This window comes from Pseudomonas sp. B34(2017) (assembly GCF_002112915.1).
GTDB lineage: Bacteria > Pseudomonadota > Gammaproteobacteria > Pseudomonadales > Pseudomonadaceae > Aquipseudomonas > Aquipseudomonas pharyngis.
Window position 1 is genome coordinate 80,209 of the sequence record NZ_NEJA01000008.1, and the last position, 20,867, is coordinate 101,075.

The 20,867-nt window shown below is 60.2% G+C and carries 18 protein-coding genes; 9 read left to right on the forward strand and 9 right to left on the reverse strand.

Annotation, left to right across the window (positions count from 1 at the left end; all coding sequences use genetic code 11):
- Positions 1-180 precede the first annotated feature (180 nt).
- Positions 181-438, reverse strand: coding sequence for a 50S ribosomal protein L27 (gene rpmA, locus CAF80_RS24420; protein ID WP_003228360.1), 258 nt, complete (start codon positions 436-438; stop codon positions 181-183).
- 35 nt (positions 439-473) lie between these two features.
- Entirely contained in the window at positions 474-785 is a 312-nt protein-coding gene (gene rplU, locus CAF80_RS24425) for a 50S ribosomal protein L21 (protein ID WP_003228361.1), read from the reverse strand.
- A gap of 241 nt (positions 786-1,026) precedes the next feature.
- Here rplU and CAF80_RS24430 point away from each other — a divergent pair, with 241 nt between their 5' ends.
- The 3 genes from CAF80_RS24430 to CAF80_RS24440 all read left to right on the forward strand — a co-directional run bounded on the left by CAF80_RS24430 (position 1,027) and on the right by CAF80_RS24440 (position 2,926).
- Positions 1,027-1,995: a polyprenyl synthetase family protein gene (locus CAF80_RS24430; RefSeq protein WP_007950962.1), complete on the forward strand. Its 969-nt coding sequence runs from the start codon at positions 1,027-1,029 to the stop codon at positions 1,993-1,995.
- A 125-nt stretch (positions 1,996-2,120) separates the two neighbouring features.
- The gene (locus tag CAF80_RS24435; protein WP_007950963.1) at positions 2,121-2,462 is read left to right on the forward strand and encodes a zinc ribbon domain-containing protein YjdM; all 342 of its coding nucleotides are present in this window, start codon (positions 2,121-2,123) and stop codon (positions 2,460-2,462) included.
- A gap of 206 nt (positions 2,463-2,668) precedes the next feature.
- Positions 2,669-2,926: a hypothetical protein gene (locus CAF80_RS24440; protein WP_007950964.1), complete on the forward strand. Its 258-nt coding sequence runs from the start codon at positions 2,669-2,671 to the stop codon at positions 2,924-2,926.
- A 49-nt stretch (positions 2,927-2,975) separates the two neighbouring features.
- On the opposite strand, the gene CAF80_RS24445 is transcribed toward CAF80_RS24440, so the two are convergent.
- The 3 genes from CAF80_RS24445 to CAF80_RS24455 form a co-directional block, all read right to left on the reverse strand.
- Positions 2,976-3,593, reverse strand: coding sequence for an FKBP-type peptidyl-prolyl cis-trans isomerase (locus tag CAF80_RS24445; RefSeq protein ID WP_007950965.1), 618 nt, complete (start codon positions 3,591-3,593; stop codon positions 2,976-2,978).
- A gap of 126 nt (positions 3,594-3,719) precedes the next feature.
- Complete coding sequence (locus CAF80_RS24450) at positions 3,720-4,025, reverse strand: DUF6482 family protein (RefSeq protein WP_085668046.1); 306 nt, start codon at positions 4,023-4,025, stop codon at positions 3,720-3,722.
- Between the two features lie 135 nt (positions 4,026-4,160).
- Positions 4,161-4,649, reverse strand: coding sequence for a TIGR00645 family protein (locus CAF80_RS24455; protein WP_007950967.1), 489 nt, complete (start codon positions 4,647-4,649; stop codon positions 4,161-4,163).
- Positions 4,650-4,811: 162 nt separating this feature from the next.
- Between CAF80_RS24455 and CAF80_RS24460 the strand changes: the two genes are divergently transcribed.
- On the forward strand, positions 4,812-6,641 hold the full coding sequence (locus tag CAF80_RS24460; protein ID WP_085668047.1) for a hypothetical protein: 1,830 nt from the start codon (positions 4,812-4,814) through the stop codon (positions 6,639-6,641).
- 19 nt (positions 6,642-6,660) lie between these two features.
- Here the strand turns inward: CAF80_RS24460 and CAF80_RS24465 are convergent, their stop codons facing one another.
- Both CAF80_RS24465 and CAF80_RS24470 read right to left on the reverse strand, forming a co-directional pair.
- On the reverse strand, positions 6,661-6,990 hold the full coding sequence (locus CAF80_RS24465; protein WP_007950969.1) for a hypothetical protein: 330 nt from the start codon (positions 6,988-6,990) through the stop codon (positions 6,661-6,663).
- A gap of 243 nt (positions 6,991-7,233) precedes the next feature.
- Positions 7,234-9,672, reverse strand: coding sequence for a Lon protease family protein (locus CAF80_RS24470; RefSeq protein WP_074691492.1), 2,439 nt, complete (start codon positions 9,670-9,672; stop codon positions 7,234-7,236).
- A gap of 416 nt (positions 9,673-10,088) precedes the next feature.
- On the opposite strand from CAF80_RS24470, the gene CAF80_RS24475 reads away from it, so the two are divergent.
- The 4 genes from CAF80_RS24475 to CAF80_RS24490 all read left to right on the forward strand — a co-directional run bounded on the left by CAF80_RS24475 (position 10,089) and on the right by CAF80_RS24490 (position 13,529).
- A complete protein-coding gene (locus tag CAF80_RS24475; RefSeq protein WP_007950971.1) occupies positions 10,089-10,577 on the forward strand; it encodes a DUF3015 domain-containing protein in 489 nt (162 codons plus the stop codon).
- 92 nt (positions 10,578-10,669) lie between these two features.
- Positions 10,670-12,523 carry a DUF4105 domain-containing protein gene (locus CAF80_RS24480; protein WP_085668048.1) on the forward strand — a complete coding sequence of 618 codons (1,854 nt, stop codon included), beginning with the start codon at positions 10,670-10,672 and terminating at the stop codon, positions 12,521-12,523.
- Positions 12,524-12,607: 84 nt separating this feature from the next.
- Entirely contained in the window at positions 12,608-12,964 is a 357-nt protein-coding gene (locus tag CAF80_RS24485; RefSeq protein ID WP_039771731.1) for a hypothetical protein, read from the forward strand.
- 70 nt (positions 12,965-13,034) lie between these two features.
- Positions 13,035-13,529: a GreA/GreB family elongation factor gene (locus CAF80_RS24490; protein ID WP_085668049.1), complete on the forward strand. Its 495-nt coding sequence runs from the start codon at positions 13,035-13,037 to the stop codon at positions 13,527-13,529.
- Here CAF80_RS24490 and gdhA read toward each other — a convergent pair.
- Together gdhA and ettA are read right to left on the reverse strand one after the other, a co-directional pair.
- Positions 13,526-14,863: an NADP-specific glutamate dehydrogenase gene (gene gdhA, locus CAF80_RS24495; RefSeq protein WP_085668050.1), complete on the reverse strand. Its 1,338-nt coding sequence runs from the start codon at positions 14,861-14,863 to the stop codon at positions 13,526-13,528. The two genes, CAF80_RS24490 and gdhA, sit on opposite strands and share 4 nt — an antisense overlap.
- Before the next feature lie 193 nt (positions 14,864-15,056).
- Entirely contained in the window at positions 15,057-16,721 is a 1,665-nt protein-coding gene (ettA, locus tag CAF80_RS24500) for an energy-dependent translational throttle protein EttA (RefSeq protein WP_007950976.1), read from the reverse strand.
- A gap of 286 nt (positions 16,722-17,007) precedes the next feature.
- Between ettA and CAF80_RS24505 the strand changes: the two genes are divergently transcribed.
- Entirely contained in the window at positions 17,008-20,856 is a 3,849-nt protein-coding gene (locus tag CAF80_RS24505) for an EAL domain-containing protein (RefSeq protein ID WP_039771736.1), read from the forward strand.
- The last annotated feature ends 11 nt before the right edge of the window (positions 20,857-20,867 follow it).

Here is a 20,867-nt window from a genome sequence, read left to right on the forward strand (position 1 = left end):
CGCCGCACGGACGAGCCGAAAAACAATCAAGACATAAGACTCTTGCAAAAATGAGCGCAGCGACCCCAATCCACGACCTGCATCGCACGCCGGCAGCCCATACAAACAGCTTTGCAAGAGACTCACCCCACAAACGAAAAAGCCCCGTCGCAAGACAGGGCTTCTCCAGCACTCTCGCAGTTAGGCTGCGACAACGCTCACGTAACGACGACCGAAGGCGCCTTTTACTTCAAACTTGATCACGCCTTCGATTTTCGCGAAGAGGGTGTGATCCTTACCCATGCCAACGCCGTAGCCAGCGTGGAATTGGGTGCCGCGCTGACGCACGATGATGTTGCCGGCCTTGATGACCTGGCCGCCATACATCTTCACGCCAAGGCGTTTGGCTTCTGAGTCGCGACCGTTACGGGTACTACCACCAGCTTTTTTGTGTGCCATGAGTTCAATTCTCCTAGTGAGGAATTAGGCTGTAATTAAGCCTGAATACCGGTGATTTTGATCTCGGTGAACCACTGGCGGTGGCCCATACGCTTCATGTGGTGCTTACGGCGACGGAACTTGATGATGCGGACTTTATCGTGACGACCTTGGGAGATCACTTCAGCCTTGACGGTTGCGCCAGCAACAACAGGTGCGCCGATGTTCACGTCGTCGCCGTTGGCGACCAACAGAACGCGGTCAAAAGTCACGGATTCGCCAGTGGCGACTTCCAGTTTTTCGATCTTCAGGTATTCACCTTCAGCGACCTTGTATTGCTTACCGCCGGTAACGATTACTGCGTACATGGTATTTCTCCGATAATCCTGCTCACCCAGCTCTTTATAAGAAGAGGTATTGGCTGGCATGGCTGCATGGGGCTGGAACGGCCCAAGTGCAATTGCGTAAGGCAGGTGCTGCCCAGGAAGTTCAGGGTGCGCGATTGTACGCAAGCCTTCGAAGTCATGCAAGGGGCCGTCCATCGCGCCTTGACAGGCCCGGACGTGGGTCCTAGCATGCCGCGCAACCCTTCTGGAGCACCTGTCGCTGATGCAACCCCAAGCTTTCTACCGCGCGGTGGCGGACGATTTTAGCGCCGTCGACGGCATCATCAAGAAGCAGCTGACTTCCCGAGTGCCGCTGGTATCGAAAATCGGCGATTACATCACGTCGGCCGGTGGCAAACGCCTGCGTCCTTTATTGGTGCTGCTGTGTGGCAAGGCCCTGGGTCGCGAAGGCGACGACATGCGCCTGCTGGCCGCCACCATCGAATTCCTGCACACCGCCACCCTGCTGCATGACGACGTGGTCGACATGTCCGGCATGCGCCGTGGCCGCTCCACCGCCAACGCCATGTGGGGCAACGCCCCGAGCGTACTGGTGGGCGACTTTCTGTACTCGCGCTCGTTCGAGATGATGGTCGAACTGGGCTCGATGCCGGTGATGAAGATCCTGTCCCAGGCCACGCGCATCATCGCCGAAGGCGAAGTGCTGCAACTGTCCAAGGTCCGCGACGCCAGCACCACCGAAGAAACCTACATGGAAGTCATCCGCGGCAAGACCGCGATGCTGTTCGAGGCTTCGACCCACAGTGCCGCGGCGCTGGCCGGTGCCACTGCCGAGCAGAGCGAAGCCCTGCGCACTTTCGGCGATCACCTGGGCGTGGCGTTCCAACTGGTCGACGACCTGCTCGACTACAAGGGCGACGCCGAAACCCTGGGCAAGAACGTCGGTGACGATCTGGCCGAAGGCAAGCCGACCCTGCCGCTGATCTACACCATGCGCGAAGGCACGCCAGAGCAAGCCGCACTGGTACGCCAGGCGATCCAGAAAGGCGGGATCGAAGACCTGGAAAGCATCCGCATCGCCGTGGAAGCCTCCGGTTCGCTGGAATACACAGCGCAACTGGCCCGTGATTACGTGGCCCGTGCGATCAAGTGCCTCGACGCGCTGCCGGCCAGCGAATACCGCGATGCGCTGGTCGAGCTGAGCGAGTTCGCGGTCGCCCGCACGCACTGATCAACGCCGCATCATCAAAAAACCGCAGCCCCCGTCGGAGCCTGCGGTTTTTTGTTGCCTGCCATCGGCGGCTAAAACCCTATACAATGTGCGACTTTTAGCGATCCCCTTTCCAAGGAGCCTTAGTGAGCACGTTGCCACCCTGCCCGAAATGCAATTCCGAATACACCTACGAAGACGGCACCCAACTGGTGTGCCCGGAGTGCGCCCACGAATGGTCTGCCGGCGGTGAAGCCGAAGTGGCGTCCGATGATGCCGTGAAGAAAGATTCGGTCGGTAACGTCCTGCAGGACGGCGACACCATTACCGTGATCAAGGACCTGAAGGTCAAGGGCACCTCGCTGGTGGTCAAGGTCGGCACCAAGGTCAAGAACATCCGCCTGTGCGATGGTGATCATGACATCGACTGCAAGATCGACGGCATCGGCCCGATGAAACTCAAATCCGAGTTCGTCAGAAAAGTCTGAGTCTGCTGTCTTCCATCCCGCGCCCGCCGTGGGATGGAGCTTCGCCCTCCCCCGCAATCCCCAGTCAATCCACGCAATAGCCAAACGCCAGCCGTTTTGACCTTACGCAATCTTTACCCGCAAAAAATCACAAACCGCCAATAGGCGCTTGCTATTTGACGAATAAGAATTATTCTCATTGAAACCTTTCAATGGAGATGAGACCCATGACTTATTTGATCGACGCCTGGCTGGATCGCCCGCATCCGTACCTCAGGATCCTGCATCGGGAAACCGGTGAAGTCTGTGCCGTACTGGAAGAAGAAGCCCTGCATGAACTGCAGGATCAAGGGGATCTGGATGTCAGCGGCCTGAGTTCCAGCGAGCCATTGGTGCTCAAGGAGCTGGTGCGCAATCTGTTCCTGTTCTGCTATGCCCGGGCCTTGCGCCCGACCAGTGAACTGCACAACAAGATCGAAGTATGAGAACGGCGGAGAAACCCTGCACAAGCCACGCTTGTGCAGGGTAACGGGATTACAGAACGTCGAGCAGCTCGACGTCGAACACCAGAACGCTGTGCGGCGGGATGCTGCCAACGCCTTGAGCGCCGTAAGCCAGTTCGCTCGGCACGTACAGACGCCATTTGCTGCCGGCATTCATCAGTTGCAGGGCTTCGGTCCAGCCAGCGATAACGCCGCCAACCGGGAATTCAGCCGGCTGGCCACGCTCGTAGGAGCTGTCGAACACAGTGCCGTCGATCAGCGTGCCGTGGTAGTGAGTACGCACGGTGTCTTCACGGGATGGCTTGGCGCCTTCACCTTGAGTCAGTACTTCGAACTGCAGGCCGGAGGCCAGGGTGGTGATGCCTTCTTTCTTGGCGTTTTCAGCCAGGAATGCCAGGCCTTCGCCAGCAGCGGCTTCAGCTTTGGCAGCGGCTTCGGCTTGCATGATCTCGCGGATCACCTTGAAGCTGGCGGACATGGCTTCCTGGCTTACACGGCTTTCCTTACCGGCGAATGCGTCGGTCAGGCCGGCCAGGATGGCGTCCAGGCTGACACCCGGTGGCGGGTTGTCGCGCAGCTGGTCACCCAGCTGACGGCCGATACCGTAGCTGACGCGGGTTTCGTCGGTGGACAGATTTACTTCGGACATGACACTGCTCCGCTGTGCGGACGGCCTCAGGACCTGCCGTGCGTACACAGCGCGTCCCGGCGCGCCCGGAACCAAAAGGGCGAGCAGACTAGCACAGATGTTCCGGCAGTGATCAGGCCCCAGCGCCTACAGCGCGGATCGCCAGGCCAGCGGCACCTTCAGGCTCTCTTCGGCACTGGCGCCAAGACCGCACATTTCATCGTGCACCGAGGTGTGTACCAGGTTGAACGGCAGCACCGGAAAGTTATGCAGTAGATCCCGGGCATGCTCGACCGAACGCAGCGTCAGCATTTTCCCTTGCGGGTCGCTCAGCGGGTACGCTGCGCCATGCATCCGGGCTTCAAGCAGATAGATCCCGCCTTCCATGGAGATCAGGTTCAGTTCGTCGACCTTTCTGGCGACGGCAAACGCATTCAACTCTTGCAGGTTCATGAACGCACCTCACGCGGTGACGAGCCTTGAGACCTACAGGGATATGCCTCGGCGGATCAAAGTACAAGCCACAAACGACACCGCCCGTCTGTTTCGCAACAGACGGGCGGTTTTGTTACAGCAATCGTCAGCTCATCAGTGCTTGGTGAGCTTGTCCAGATAACCCATGGCAAACGCCGAGATCACGAAGGTCATGTGGATGATCACGTACCACATCAGGTGCTCGGGATCGACGTTCTTGGCATCCATGAAAATCCGCAGCAGATGGATCGAAGAGATTGCAACGATCGACGCCGCCACTTTCATCTTCAGCGACGAGGAGTCCATGGTGCCCAGCCAGCTGAGCTTTTCCTTGCCTTCATCGATGTTCAGCTCGGAGACGAAGTTCTCGTAGCCGGAAATCATCACCATCACCAGCAAGCCGCCGACCAGCGCCATGTCGATCAGCGACAGCAGCACCAGAATCAGCTCGGACTCGGCCATGGAGAAAACGTTGGGAATGACATGAAACACTTCCTGGAAGAATTTCAATGCCAGCGCCAGCAGCCCGAGGGACAGCCCGATGTAGATCGGCGCCAGCAGCCAGCGCGTGGCGTACATTGCATTTTCGATAAAGCGTTCCATTGACTCTCACACAAGAAGGGTTGAAATCGGCGGCGAGTATACCAGCCGCCCATGACAGCCAGAAACCGCCCGGAAATCCGCCACCTGCGTGTGTGTGTCAAAGTTTTTCTGCTAGTGTCCAAACCATTGACAGCCCAGCGACAGTGCACAGGAAGACGGGAAATGGATGTGCGATTGCCGATAACGACTGCCGGAATTTGCTTTGCCCTGTTGCTTGGCGGGTGTTCGCCCGGCGATGAAAAGCCTGCCGTCAGTCTTGAAGAAAAGACTGCGCAGTTCGAGCAGTCGCTGGACGCCATCACCGACCCCAAACTCAAGGACGCCGTGACCGAACTCGGCGGTTCGCTGCTGTTGCTCGAGCGCGCGCAACAGAAGCTCGACAACAAACCGTCCATTACCGAATACGGCGAAGACGCCCTCGGCGTGCTCAGGCACTACCCCACGCCACAGACGCTGGTCGATACCTTCATCAATGGCCTGTTCGTGCTGCACAAGGATTCCAGTTCCGATTACCTCACCGATCTGCAACCGGTGTTCCCCTTCAATCTCAACATCCCCGGCGGCTTTCTGTTCCCCCATGGCGTGGAGTGGCACTCGGTGACCCTGAGCAACAAACGGGTGATCGCCTATCAGCCGGAATGGTCGGAAACCGATCCGGGTATTCAGTTGAGTCCGTCCAGCTCCAACGTCACCAACCCCGACGACCTGACCGTCACCTACCCGTTCATCGAAGGGTTGAATGTCGACAAGAAGAACCTGCCGCGCCCGGTCAGCCTGCAAGGACAGGTGGAAGTCATCGCCCCGAAACGCCTGCACAGTTTCAATCTGGATAAAAAGGACGTCGGCCAGACCCGCTCCGATGGCAACCTCAGCGTGACCTTGCTGAAACTGGACACACACTACGCCGAACTCGAGTTCAGCAACCAACTGCCGCTCGCCCCGGAAGTCGCCAATACCCGGCTCAATCCGTTGATCGTCCAGGCCCGCGACTCGACGGGCCAGTTTCTGGTGCGCGCCGGCGCCATCAATGAAAACCCCGAGCAGGTGGCGTTCTATCAAAAGCAGCTGGCCTACCTGCAACAGCAAAAAGCCTGGAGCGACGTCCTGGAAAAAAAGCTGGACGATGAACAACAGGCCTTTGAACAACAGCATCCGCGCCACTACAACAAGGTGTACTTCAACGGCCCGATCGACACCCTCGAAGTCAGCCTGCTGGATTTTTCCGAAGCAACCGTCACCCGCAAGGCGCTGGACTTGCCCGTGCGCGAATTCGATCCGCACACCACGGAAAAAACCGTGCAGCCGCTCGACCTGCCGATCACTGTCTACGACGATCAGGCGCCCGAATGGCTCAAAGGCGCGTCCCTGACTGAAGAACAGCTGAAAAGCGGCGTCCATATCCGCCAGTCTGTTGAAGAGCCGAGCGCCGCGCGGATCGAGTTCGACCACCGCAAAACCTTCAACGATGAAATGCTCGGCGACGACTTCAGCCCCGGCGAAAGCCCGGTGACGTTCTTCACTGAAAAACACAATGGCAAACTCGACGAGCCGATCGAACTGCCGCCCGAGGCGTATCAGGTCGACCCGCTGCAGGCGACCATCACTTATGACCTGAACCTGTTCCCGGAAACCCCGGCGATTGCCGTCGGCTCGATGCCGTTGTTCCTGGCCACGGTGGACAAACAGGCTTATGAAGCCAAGGCCCTGCCTAAAGGTCTGGAAATCAGGAACAACGCGTTGGTGGTGGATTTGAAGCGATTCCCCGCCAACGAATGGCGATTCTTCGTCAAGGACGACAGCGGTCATTATCTGAAGCGGATTCTGTCGGTCAGCCACGACGCGAGCACGGAAGGGCCGGCGTTATTCGGCGTGCATTATTTCTACGGCCGTCCGACGCACGTTGAAACCTACCAGCGAACCGACCTCGCCACCGTGCAATACGGCTTTGAGGTCAAACTCGACAAGCCGCAGACCCAGGGCGCTGCGCCCTGATCGGCGCTGATGATCGGCGCTAATGGTCGAAGGTGCCGATGCTGCGTCCGCGTCCACCGTTGATCTGCCGCAACTGCGCCTGCAGATGCAACGACCAGATCTGTGGATCATTGGCCAGCTCATAGCCGTGCATCGTCAGGCTTTCAACGATGGTGTCGAGAATCGACTCGGCGGCGATCGGTCCGTGGAACGGGCCCTGGGCCTTGATGGCGGAAGGTTGTTCACCGGCCATGCCGGCGGCGAAGAGCAACGTCCACATGCCGTTATCGCCCGCCAACGGCTTGATGGCGCATTCGATACGGGTCACGAGACCCAGGCACTGACGGGTGAGGCAGAGGTTGCGCGACATGGCGGCGACCCTCGGTAAAGCCGGTGTTCAGCCCTTGCTGAAGAGCTGTTTCGATCCAGTGATACTGTCGATGTCCTTGAGCAGAGAATAGAAGAAAAGTCCGCCGCGCAAGCCGCACAGAACCAGAAGGCGCCGAATGGTCATTGTGTGAATATTGACGCCAGAGTGATGGCACTTTTGCCGACGTTCGCGACAAAACAAAAACGGGAACACTAGGCTCCCGTTTTTTGAAGGCTGCCTGGCTTACGCCGGTTTGGCCTCCGCCAGCGCTTCCTGCGCCAGTTCCTTCTCGGCTTCTTTCAGATCCTCTTCGCTGATCATCTCGGCAATCACCCGCAGACGCTCCACTACCCGCGCGTTAACGCTGCCTTCCGGGAATTCGCCCTCTTCGTTCGGCTCACCGGCCGGCTCGCCCACCAGCAGGCTCAACGCTTCGTCGGCCTGACGCACCGCGTAAACGTGGAACTGCCCGGCACGCACCGCCGCCAGTACTTTCTCATCGAGCATCAACGTTGCGACGTTGGCCTGGGGAATGATCGCGCCCTGCTCGCCCGTCAGCCCGCGCGCTTCGCAGAGACGGAAGAAGCCTTCGATCTTCTCGTTGACCCCGCCCACCGCCTGCACTTCGCCGAACTGGTTGATCGAACCGGTAATCGCGAAGCACTGCTTGAGCGGGGTTTTCGACAACGCCGAAATCAGCGTGCACGCCTCGCCCAGCGACGCACTGTCGCCATCGACGTAGCCGTAGGATTGCTCCAGCGCGATGCTCGCGGAAATCGCCAGCGGGAATTCCTGGGCGTAACGGCTGCCCAGATACCCGGTGAGGATCATCACGCCCTTGGAGTGGATTGGCTGACCGAGATTGACCTCGCGCTCGATGTCGACGATGCCGCTGCCGCCCGGGTACACCGTGGCGGAAATTCGCGCCGGCACGCCGAACGCCGAGTCGCCGACTTCGAGCACGGTCAGGCCGTTGCACTTTCCGACTGCGGCGCCGTCGGTGTCGATCAGGATGATCCCCGCCAGCATGTCGTCGAGAATCCGCGCCGACACCCGGCCGGTGCGGGTGGCCTTGGCCTTCAGGGCACGCTCGATGTGGCCGGCGTCGGTCATTTCATCGTTGGCCAGATGCCGGATGAAATCCGCCTCGCTGACCAACTGGAACAGATCGCCGATCCGCGCCGACAAACGCCCCTGGTGTTCGGCCAGACGCGCACTGTAAGTCGCCAGACGCGCCACCGCGTCGGCGGTCAATGGCGCCATGCCTTCTTCCGAAGTGCGGGTCTTCAGCAACTGGGCGAACTGTTCCAGGCTTTCGTCGACCATCGGGATGTCTTCGTCGAAGTCCACCAGAACACGGAACATCTCCTGGAAGTCCGGATCAAGGTCCTGCAGCGTGTAATACAACTGACGCGCGCCGATGATGATCACTTTGACCTGCAACGGAATGTGCTGCGGGTTGAGCGTCACGGTGGCGAAACGGCCCATCTCGCCCAGCGGCGATTCCATCTTCAGCTTGCGCGATTGCAGAGCGCGCTTGAGCGCATCCCATACGAACGGCTCGCCGAGCATTTTTTCCGCTTCAAGAATCAGGAAACCACCGTTGGCGCGGTGCAACGCACCCGGACGCAACTGGCGATAGGTGGTGTAGAGCGCGCCCTGATCGGTGGTGTACTCGATGCGGCCGAACAGGTTTTCGTAGGTCGGATGCGGTTCGAACACCACCGGCGCACCGCCGCTGGCCGGATGGCCGACCACCAGGCTCGGCGCATATTGCTCTTCCAGCAGTTTGCGCGCGACGGCGTCGGTCTTGCTGTCATCGACCAGTTGCTCGACCACGGTTTTCAGCAGATAGACCTGCATCGCTTGCAGGTAACCGCAGACGGCCGCATTTTCCGCGTACTTTTCCGACAGCGGTGCGAGCAAGGGCTGCAAGGCCAGGGTGATGGTTTCTTCGTTGAGCTGACGCAGCTGGTTGCTCGACTCGCGCTTCCATTGCGGCAGGCTGGCGAGCTCTTCGTTCAGGCGCTCTTCGAGGCCGGAGATGTCGTCATGAAAACGCTCGCGTTCGGCCTCCGGCAACTGGGCGAACTCGGCTTCGTCCAGCGCCTTGCCTTCAAGCATCGGGGTGAAGGCGATGTTGCTGCTGTCGCGGTACAGGGCGACGTCTTTTTCAAGGGCCAGACGTTCGATGACGTCCAGCGCCTTGTCGTAGCGCTGGTTGAAGGCGCGGTCGATGGCGCTTTTTTTCTGCTGGTAGGACGGGTGCTCGAACACCGCAGGAAAGGTCGCCAGCAGGTTGTCGATGAGGCCGTTGATGTCGCCGATGAAAGCAGCGGCGCTGCCCGATGGCAGCTCCAAAGCGCGGGGTTCGCGCGGCTCATCGAAATTGTTGACGTAGACCCAGTCCGCCGGGGTCTGCAGGCGTTTGCCTTCGGCCTTCAGGTAGCGTTTGACGAACGAGAAACGGCCGGTGCCGGGCTCGCCCATGACAAATACGTTGTAACCGGGGCGTGGCATGGCCACACCGAACTGCAAGGCTTCGACCGCACGTTCCTGGCCGAGCACACCGCGAAAGGGCTCCAGATCATTGGTGGTAGTGAAGCTGAACTGTTCAGCGGAAAACGGACGGGTCAGCGCTTCGGGCGCTAGACGCAAGCTGGCAGCAACAGGATCAGGCATCGGGCTTCCTTAACAATCAGGCGGGGCAGATAGCGGCATTCTGGCGCTGCCCGAGCCCCACTGGCAAGGCGCGCCACACGACAAAGCATAGACAACCGCCCTGCACGCGGCGCCGCCTCGTGAAACCGGGGTTTATTCCAAATATTGTGCAAAAACTCACGGAACCCTCGGAACGTGCCTAAACTCCAAACTGCGCGGCTGGAACTAATACCGGCCCACTGGCTTCGTTTGGCTCTGAACGTAAGCTCGCCGAGCGGCGATCAGGCAAGGCGAAAACAGGCGAGGAAGCGGAGTGTAGGGTCCTACATGAGCATTCCGAGCCTGTTTTCAACGCAGCATGATCGTCGCGCAGGCAGCTTACGTTTAGAGCCGGCCAGAACCCTGTCCATTGGTATGCACACAAAGAGAACAAAGCTATGAAACGGATTCTTCTCGGTACTCTCTTCACCGCTGTATCCATCAACGCAATGGCGCAAGCTCCAGGCGGCCCGGATTGCGGTTGGGGCAACATGCTGTTCGAAGGTCAGCGTGGCACCCCGGCACACTTCCTGGCATCCACCACCAACGGCACCTCCGGCAACGCGACGTTCGGCATGACGTCCGGCACCAACGGCTGCTCCACCAACGCTTCGCTGACCTATGGCGGCAAATCCTGGTTTGCCATGAATGGCATGATGAACGAGCTGTCCGAAGACATGGCAAAAGGCAACGGCGAAGCGCTGACGACCTATGCCGTGGTACTGGGCGTGGCGCCGGAAGACCGTGCGCACTTCGCCGCCGTCACTCACGAGCACTTCCAGCAGATCTTCAGCAAGGCTGACGTGACCGCTGAAGACGTGCATACCAACACCCTGGCCGTTCTGAAGGCAGACCCACGTCTGGCCAAGTACGCGACTCAGGCTTAAGCTCGACCCACCCGCTTCCTTCGGGAAGCGGGTTTTATTTTTTCGGCCCGCCCGCCTTGGGTCTTTGTTTCTTTCGACTTAAGTTGCCATTTATGCTCAAACGCCTTGCCTGGCTGGCGCTGTGTGTCTGCGCCCCGCTGTCCGCCGCGCCTCACATCGACCCTCAACGTTTGCAGCAACTGGCCAACGACCGCTTCTGGATTTCCCTCGGTCATTACGAAACCGCCAAACTCGGTGGCTGGCGCAGCTACGTCAGCGACAAAAAATTCTTCCTCGCCCCCGACGGCAACGAACACCCCGACCATGAACTGGCCGCCACCGTGCAGGCGTTGTACGCTCCGGCCAGTCTCGGTGAACAACACGCCCAATGCGTTTACCCGGCACGCACCCGCTGGTTGAAAGATCAACTCAACCTGACCGACCTGCCGACGCCGGACTGCGCCGAATTCAAGAAATGGTTCAAGGACGTCTCGCCCCACAGCGCGGTGATGATTTTCCCGGCGGCCTACCTCAACAGCCCGTCGTCGATGTTCGGCCATACCCTGCTGCGCATCGACCAGGCCGACGTGCAGAGCGACAAGACTTCGCTGCTCAGTTACGCGATCAACTTCGGCGCCTACATCGAAGGTTCGGACAACAGCATTCTTTACGCCTGGAAAGGCCTGATGGGTGGTTATCCGGGACTGTTCGCACTCGTGCCTTATCAGGAAAAACTCTCGGAATACCGCAGCCTGGAAAACCGCGACCTGTGGGAGTACCGGCTCAACCTGACGCAAGCCGAAACCGCGCGCATGGTCGAGCATGTGTGGGAGCTGAAGCAGATCCAGTTCGACTATTTTTTCTTCGATGAAAACTGCTCCTATCGCCTGCTTGAACTGCTGCAAGTCGCCCGTCCGAGCCTGCGCCTGACCGAGCAATTCCCGCTGACCGCGATCCCGACCGATACCGTCAAAGCAGTGAAGGAGGCCGGACTGGTCGAGCACATCGAATACCGTCCGTCCCGCGAGCGCGAATTGCTCAGCCGCGCCGAGCCCCTGAGCGGCGAAGAACAGGACTGGGTGCTGAAAGTCAGCGCCGACCAGCAGCAATTGCAGGATCCAGCCTTCCAGGCCCTGCCCCGGGATCGCCAGGCGCTGATTGTTGACGCGGCGTATCGGCTGGAGCGCTACCGCGCCAACGGCCAGGAACGTGATCCACAGCGAGCCCAGCGCAGCTTCGAACTGCTACGAGCGATCAACAAGAACCCGGCGCCAGAGCTGCAAATTCCACAACCAGGCCTGCCCGAAGACGGCCATGAATCGCGCACCTGGCAGGCCGGTCTCGGCACTCGCGGTGACCGTGCTTTCGGTGAGTACGGCTTGCGCATGGCCTATCACGACCTCAACGACAACGCCGAGAGTTTCCCCCTCGGCGCGCAGATCGAAATCCTGCAGATGAAGCTGCGCCAGTACGAAGGTAATCACTGGCAATTCCAGCAACTGGATCTGGCGACCATCCGCTCACTGACGCCGCGCAATGCGCTGTTGCAGCCGCTGTCTTGGCAAGTCACCGGCGGTCTTGAGCGTGTGCCGGGCAAGCACGATGACGAGACATTGGTCAGCCATGTCAACGGCGGCGGTGGCGGTACTTGGGCATTGGGCGACGATGTGCTGGGTTTTGCCCTCGGCACGGTGCGCGTTGAACACAACAATGATTTCGCCGAGTTCGTTTCCCCCGCAGGCGGTTTCAATACCGGCGTACTGTGGAAAAACCCGTTGGGCAATCTCAGCCTGGAGGCCAAAGGCGATTACTTCTTCAACGGTGAAGTGCGCCGTAGCCTGAGTCTGAACCAACAGTGGGAACTGTCGCGCAACCTCGGCCTGCGCCTGAGTGCGCAGCGCGAGTTCAGCCATCTGGCAACACCGGAGACCGAAGTGATGCTGGAAGTGAAGTGGTATCACTACTGAGGTTTTGATCTTTCTTTCACGCCCCATCGACGAATCCGCTTCTAGACTTTCCCTATCAGCCGTATGACGGCCCGGGAGAGTGTGATGTGGCGGTGTGCGGTGTTTGCGGGCGTGTTGCTGTTGCTGGGTGGCTGTCAGAGCACCCACGAAGACTTGATTGCCAAGGGTTATCCACCGGCGTTCGCCGACGGTTTCGATGACGGGTGCATCAGCGGTCGTCAGGCCGCCGGTTCGATCAGCGGCGAATTTCGCAAGAATGTGCCGCGTTATCTCAAGGACAAGCAATACGCCGAAGGCTGGAGCGACGGCTTCCGCCAGTGTCAGGCGATGCTGGAAAACAAGGACCGCGAACAGTATCGCAACGAACACTGGGACGAACGCGAGCGCGCCTGGCAGCAGGAGAAGGATCAGGGCGCCGCGCGGGCTTATCGTTCGCCGTAGGTCGCTTCCAGACATCCAGCGAAACCTTTTGCCTGCGACCATGGCCCAACGGCTATAACAGGAGCCCACCATGAGTCGCGCTTTCGTCAACGAAGACAATGCCGCTGCGCAAGCCGATCAGCCGGTCGAACGGCAGGTCAGCACCCAGCCCAATTACGTCACGCCGCAAGGGTTTGCCCAATTGCAGGCAAAAGTCGCCGAACTGCAAACCCTGCATGCCGAGCAGTCGGCCAAGGGCGAACAGGCCGACAAGCAGCGGCTGGCCGATCTCGAACGGGATTTGCGATATTTCAATCAACGGGTCGGCAGCGCTCAGGTCGCACCGGCCCCGACATCTACCGACAAAGTGCAGATCGGCAGCTGGGTGACCTACGCCGACGAACACGACACCGAGCACCGGGTGCAACTGGTCGGTGAAGACCAGGCCGATGCGGCCAACGGCCTGATCAACTGGGCCTCACCGCTGGGCCGTGCGCTGCTTGGCGCGCGGCTCAACGATGAAGTGCTGTGGCAGCGCCCGGCCGGCGATCAACTGATTGAAGTGATCCGTATAGAGCGTTCTTAAACTACGCCTTGCGCCAACATCGCGTCGGCGACTTTGACGAAGCCGGCGATGTTCGCGCCTTTGACGTAGTTGATCCGGCCGTTTTCCTCACCGTAATGCACGCAGGCGTGGTGGATCGACTGCATGATCCCGTGCAACTTGCTGTCCACTTCGCCCCCGGTCCACAGCAGGCGCATGGCGTTCTGCGACATCTCCAGCCCACTGACCGCTACGCCGCCGGCATTCGAGGCCTTGCCCGGCGCAAACAGAATGCCGGCCTCGATAAAGATATCCACAGCCTCGAGGGTGGTCGGCATGTTCGCGCCTTCGGCCACGCAGATGCAGCCGTTGCGCAGCAAGGTGCGGGCGGATTCCGCGTCGAGCTCGTTCTGGGTCGCGCATGGCAGCGCGATGTCGCACGGCAACGACCATGGCAATTGACCGGCGCGGAACTCCAGGCCGAATGCCGCCGCCAATTCGCTGATCCGCCCACGCTTGACGTTCTTCAGTTCCAGCAGCGCCAGCCACTGTTCTTCGCTCAGGCCCGCCTCGCAATACAGCGTGCCTTCGGAGTCGGACAGGGAAATCACCTTGCCGCCCAGATCCATCACTTTGCGAGCCGCGTATTGCGCGACGTTGCCGGAACCGGAGATCGCCACGCGCTTGCCTTCGACGCTCTGCTCGCGGCGCTTGAGCATTTCCTCGGCGAAGTACACGCAACCGAAACCGGTGGCTTCGGGGCGAATCAGGCTGCCGCCGTAGGTCATGCCCTTGCCGGTCAGCACGCTGGTGAACTGGTTGCTCAGGCGCTTGTACTGGCCGAACAGGAAACCGATTTCCCGTGCGCCGACACCGATATCACCGGCCGGCACGTCCACGTCGGCACCGATGTGCCGGTACAGCTCGCTCATGAATGCCTGGCAGAAACGCATGACTTCTGCGTCGCTCTTGCCCTTCGGATCGAAGTCCGAGCCACCCTTGCCGCCGCCCATGGGCAATGAGGTCAGGGAGTTCTTGAAGGTCTGTTCGAAGGCGAGGAATTTCAGTACGCCCATGTTCACCGAAGGATGGAAGCGCAAACCGCCCTTGTATGGGCCGATAGCGCTGTTCATCTGGATGCGGAAACCGCGATTGACCTGCACCTTGCCCTGATCGTCGACCCACGACACCCGGAACACCACCGCCCGCTCCGGCTCGCAGATGCGCTCCAGAATCCCCGAGGTCAGATAGTGCGGATTGGCTTCGAGAAACGGCCACAGGCTGCGCAGGACTTCTTCGACGGCCTGGTGGAATTCGGGTTGATCCGGATCGCGTTTTTTCAGACGGGCGAGGAAGGATTCGACGGATTCGATCATGGGAAAAGTCTCGGCAGATTTGTTGTCGTTGGAAGCGATTGAGCCGGACTGTAACAAACGACATGTACACAGCAACAGACAAAAATGTCGCATTTATGAAAACAAATAGTACACAAGGTATAAAACAGTCTGCATTGCAGGCAAAAAAAAGCGGAGCCCGAAGGCTCCGCTTTTTCATGCAACCAACCCGTAATCAGGCCAGTTTCTTGTGGCGTACCCGGTGTGGCTGGGCCGCTGCTTCGCCGAGGCGCTTTTTGCGATCGGCTTCGTACTCGGTGTAGTTGCCTTCGAAGAACACCGCTTGCGAGTCGTCTTCGTACGCCAGGATGTGAGTCGCGACGCGGTCAAGGAACCACCGATCGTGAGAGATCACAATGGCGGCGCCCGGGAAGTCCAGCAGGGCTTCTTCCAGGGAACGCAGGGTTTCAACGTCGAGGTCGTTGGACGGTTCGTCGAGCAGCAGGACGTTGCCGCCCTCCTTCAGGGTCAACGCCAGGTGCAGACGACCGCGCTCACCACCGGACAGGTCCTTGACGAACTTCTGCTGATCGCCGCCCTTGAAGTTGAAGCGACCGACGTAGGTACGCGACGGGATCTCGTAGTTGCCGATGCGGATCTGGTCGGAACCGTCGGAGATCTGCTGGAACACGGTCTTGCTACCGTCCAGGTCTTCGCGGCTCTGGTCAACACAGGCAAGCTGCACGGTTTCGCCGATCTCGATGCTGCCGGAGTCCGGGGTTTCCTTGCCCATCAGCATGCGGAACAGGGTCGACTTACCGGCACCGTTACCGCCGATCACGCCGACGATGGCGCCTTTGGGCATCGAGAACGACAGGTTGTCGATCAGTACGCGATCGCCGTAGCCCTTGGTGACGTTCTTGAATTCGATGACCTTGTCACCCAGGCGCGGACCGGCCGGGATGTAGATCTCGTTGGTTTCCGAACGCTTCTGGAATTCCTGCGACTGCATTTCTTCGAAGCGTTGCAGACGAGCCTTGGATTTCGACTGGCGGGCCTTGGCGCCTTTGCGCACCCACTCCAGTTCTTCCTTCATGGCTTTTTCGTGGGCCGATTGCTGCTTGGATTCCTGGGCCAGACGATCGGACTTGGCTTCCAGCCAGCCCGAGTAGTTGCCCTCGTAAGGAATACCCGCGCCGCGGTCGAGTTCCAGAATCCAGCCGGCGACGTTGTCCAGGAAGTAACGGTCGTGCGTGATCGCGACCACAGTGCCCGGGAAATCGTGCAGGAAGTGTTCGAGCCAGGCAACGGAGTCGGCGTCCAGGTGGTTGGTCGGTTCGTCGAGCAGCAGCATGTCCGGGGCGGACAGCAGCAGACGGCACAGGGCCACACGACGTTTTTCACCACCGGACAGGTGTTCGACCTTGGCGTCCCAGGCCGGCAGACGCAGCGCATCGGCGGCGACTTCCAGCTGGCGCTCCAGGTTGTGACCGTCGCTGGCCTGCAGAATCGCTTCGAGCTTGGCCTGTTCGGCGGCCAGCTTGTCGAAGTCGGCATCCGGATCGGCGTAGGCCGCGTAGACCTCGTCCAGACGCGCTTGCGCATCCTTGATCACGCTGACCGCTTCCTCGACCACTTCACGCACGGTCTTGGTCGGATCCAGTTGCGGCTCTTGCGGCAGGTAACCGATGTTCAGTTCCGGCATCGGGCGCGCTTCGCCTTCGAACTCGGTGTCGACGCCGGCCATGATTTTCAGCAGCGTGGATTTACCCGAACCGTTGAGGCCGAGTACGCCGATCTTGGCGCCGGGGAAGAAAGACAGCGAAATGTTTTTCAGGATTTCCCGCTTCGGCGGAACAACTTTGCCCAGCCGATGCATGGTGAAGACGTATTGAGCCATGGAGAACCTTGGGTCAGTGACAGATGAATGATTGGAGCGCAGGCGATGCCCGGCCAGACCGATGCGCGTCGTTCACTTGATGGTCATCAATGCGTGCGCGCTGAAAAAGTCTGAGTCTAGGAGCTGGAACGCTCCCGCGTAACCGGCAAAGCTACCTTAATGACGGAAGGCAGTCCAGCCGAGTGGGGCTGGCACTTCGCCACAACTCAAGGCATGCTAGCCGCCTCTTGGGCGTCCGGCTTATAGTGCACGTCGCGCCAGCCCAGCCAGACCGCAGGATTACAGCTTGTCCAACGTCACTCCGCCAGCCTCTGTGAGCAGCACCCAACCGGCGCCCGGCTCGTCCCTGCGCGGAACCTTGAAAGGCGCGCTGGCGACGCTGGTGCTTTTGCTGCTGGCGCTGCTGTTCTGGCAACTGCTCGATCAACTGCGTGAAACCCAGAAAAACCAGCGTCAGTACACCATCGACTACACCGCCGACCTCGCCGCTCAGGTCAGCCTGAACATGGCGTTGAACGCGCAGATCGCCCTCAACCTGCTACCGATCGTCGAACAACCGCAGTCGGCCGACGAACAGCAGGCACTCCTGCGCAAACTTCAGAAATCACTGCCCGACCTGCGCAGCCTGGCCCTGCTCAGCCCTTCCGGAAAGATCCTCAGCGACAGCGCCGCCGACAGCCATGACGCCGATTACCTCAGCGATCTGGTGCGCCGCAGTCGCGCTCAGGCGCATTACTTCAGCAACGACGAAGACGGTTCGGTGGTGCATCTGCTGCTGCATCAGGCCAGTGGCAGCACTCGCGGTTACTGGGCGCTGCGGCTGACACCCACCTTCTTTAAAGCACTGACCAAACAAGGCGAAACAGGCATCCGTCCTCTGTGGCTGGTGGAAAACCGCATCAACCATCAGATCATCAGCCGCGACGAAGCGATGCCCGTCGGCAGCACCAGCGTCCTGACCCCGGACGATCTCGCCAACAGCGTGCTGACAGTGCCGCTGAGCAGCAGCGACTGGCAACTGCGTGGCCTGTTCGACCGCCAGCATGTGCTCGAACAACTGCTGCCGGCGTTCATCGGCAAATGCCTGTTGGGCCTGGCGCTGTCGCTGCTGCCGTTTATCGCCCTGCTCAACATGCGTCGCCGTCAGCGTCAGGTGCATGAGGGGCGTCGGCGTTATCAGGATATTTTCGAAGGCACCGGCGTGGCGTTGTGCGTGCTGGATCTTTCGGGGCTCAAACAGGTTTTCGAAAGGGCCCAGATCCAGACCAGCGACCAGCTCAAGGCCTGGCTCGACCAGCCGGCACAGCGCCAGCAATTGCTCCACGAACTGCGGGTGACCGAGGTCAACCAGGTCGCGCTGCAACTGCTCAACGTCAATTCCTGCGACCACGCCTGGCAACTGTTGATCGACGGTCAGCCGCACAGTCAGTGCGCCATCGGCAATCAGGTGCTCGACGCGGTGCTGCAGCAGCAAAAGCAGCTGGAACTGGAAATCAGACTGCCGGACATCAATGGCCGCGACCAGCACCTGTGGCTGGTGCTGCGACTGCCTCAGGAACAGCACGACTACAAGGCCGTGATCCTGAGCATCAACGACATCACCAGCCGCAAGCTGATCGAACTGTCGCTGCTGGAGCGCGAAGGTTTCTGGTCGGACGTGGTGCGCACCGTGCCGGATCATCTGTATGTGCAGGACGTGATCAGCCAGCGGATGATCTTCAGCAATCATCACCTCGGCCAGACCCTCGGTTACAACCGCACCGAACTGCATCAGATGGGCGAGTACTTCTGGGAAATTCTCCTGCACCCGGAAGACGCCGACTATTACCACCGCTCACGGCAGATGCAGCGTCACGCCGGTTACAGCCAGTTGTTGCAATGTCAGCTGCGCTTCCGTCATCGCGACGGCGAGTGGCGGCGCTTCGACATTCGCGAACAGGCGCTGGCCCGGGACAAGCACGATCAGGTCACGCGGATCATCGGCGTGGCCAAGGACATCACCGAGCAGATCGAAGCCAGCGAATCCCTGCGTGACAGCGAACAGCGCTACCGGATGCTCGCCGAAAGCATCAGCGACGTGATTTTCTCCACCGACAGCAAGCTCTCGCTGAACTACGTCAGCCCGTCGGTGCAAGCCGTGCTGGGCTATGACGCCGAATGGATTTTCCAGAACGGCTGGCAATCGACCATCGCCAACCCGCAGCAGCTGAGCGGCATCTATCACCTGATGGATCGCGTCAGCAAAGCCCTGGGCAAACCCGAACAACTGGTGATTTTGCGCAGCCAGGTGCAGACCCAGCTGTTCCTGTTCGACTGCCTACGCGCCGACGGCCGCAAGATCCCGATCGAACTGCGTCTGGTGCTGGTGTGGGACGAGCATGGCGCCTTCGAAGGCGTGCTCGGGGTCGGTCGCGACATCAGTCAGCAGCGCCGCGCCGAGAAAGACCTGCGCATGGCGGCCACGGTATTCGAACACTCGACCTCGGCAATCCTGATCACCGACCCGGCCGGTTACATCGTGCAGGCCAACGAGGCGTTCAGCCGGGTCAGCGGTTACGCGGTGGGTGAAGTGCTCGACCAGCTGCCGAACATGCTGACCGTCGACGAACAGCAGGACGCACACCTGCGCTACGTGCTCAAGCAGTTGCACCAGCACAGCACCTGGGAAGGTGAAGTCTGGCTCAAGCGTCGCAACGGCGAGCACTACCCGGCATGGGTCGGCATCACCGCCGTGCTCGATGACGAGGGTGACCTCGCCAGTTACGTGTGCTTCTTCAGCGACATCAGCGAGCGCAAGGCCAGCGAGCAGCGGATTCACCGCCTCGCCTACTACGACGCCCTGACTCACCTGCCGAACCGCACACTGTTCCAGGATCGCCTGCACACCGCACTGCAATCGGCCGAACGGCAGAAGTCGTGGGTGGTGCTGATGTTCCTCGACCTCGACCGTTTCAAACCGATCAACGACTCCCTCGGCCACGCCGCCGGCGACCGCATGCTCAAGGACATGGCCACGCGCTTGCTGGCCTGCGTCGATGATGACGACACCGTGGCGCGGATGGGCGGCGACGAATTCACCCTGCTGCTGCAACACCGCTCCAGCCGCGAAATGGCGCTGAACCGTGCGATCCACGTGGCCGAACAGATTCTTGGCAGTCTGGTGCGACCGTTCGTGCTGGAGGGGCGCGAGTTCTTCGTCACCGCCAGTATCGGTATCGCCCTGAGCCCGCAGGACGGCAATGAACTCAGCCAGTTGATGAAAAACGCCGACACCGCGATGTACCACGCCAAGGAGCGCGGCAAGAACAACTTCCAGTTCTATCAGGCCGACATGAACGCCAGTGCGCTGGAACGTCTGGAACTGGAAAGCGACCTGCGCCACGCCCTGGAGCAGAATGAATTCGTGCTCTATTACCAGCCGCAGTTCAGCGGCGACGGCAAACGCCTGACCGGCACCGAAGCCCTGCTGCGCTGGCGTCATCCCCGTCGCGGGCTGGTGCCACCGGGGGATTTTATACCGGTGCTCGAGGAACTCGGGCTGGTGGTGGACGTCGGCGACTGGGTGATCAGCGAGGCTTGCCGTCAGCTCAAGACCTGGCACCAGAACCGTGTGCGCGTACCGAAGGTCTCGGTGAACATCTCGGCGCGGCAGTTCTCCGACGGCCAGCTCGGCACGCGGATCGCCACGATCCTGCGCGAGACCGGCCTGCCGCCGGCTTGCCTGGAGCTGGAACTGACGGAAAGTATCCTGATGCGCGAAGTCAGCGAGGCGATGCAAATTCTTGCCGGTCTGAAGAACCTCGGCCTGAGCATTGCAGTCGACGACTTCGGCACCGGCTACTCGTCGCTGAACTACCTCAAGCAATTCCCGATCGACGTGCTGAAGATCGACCGCACCTTCGTCGACGGCCTGCCGTCCGGCGAGCAGGACGCGCAGATCGCCCGGGCAATCATCGCCATGGCCCACAGCCTGAATCTGGCGGTAATCGCCGAGGGCGTGGAAACCCATGAGCAACTGGACTTCCTGCGCGAGCATGGCTGCGACGAGGTTCAGGGTTATCTGTTCGGGCGGCCGATGCCGGCGGGCCGGTTCGAAGCGCAGTTCAGCAATGATGCGCTGTTCATGTTCGACTGAAGATCGGCGGC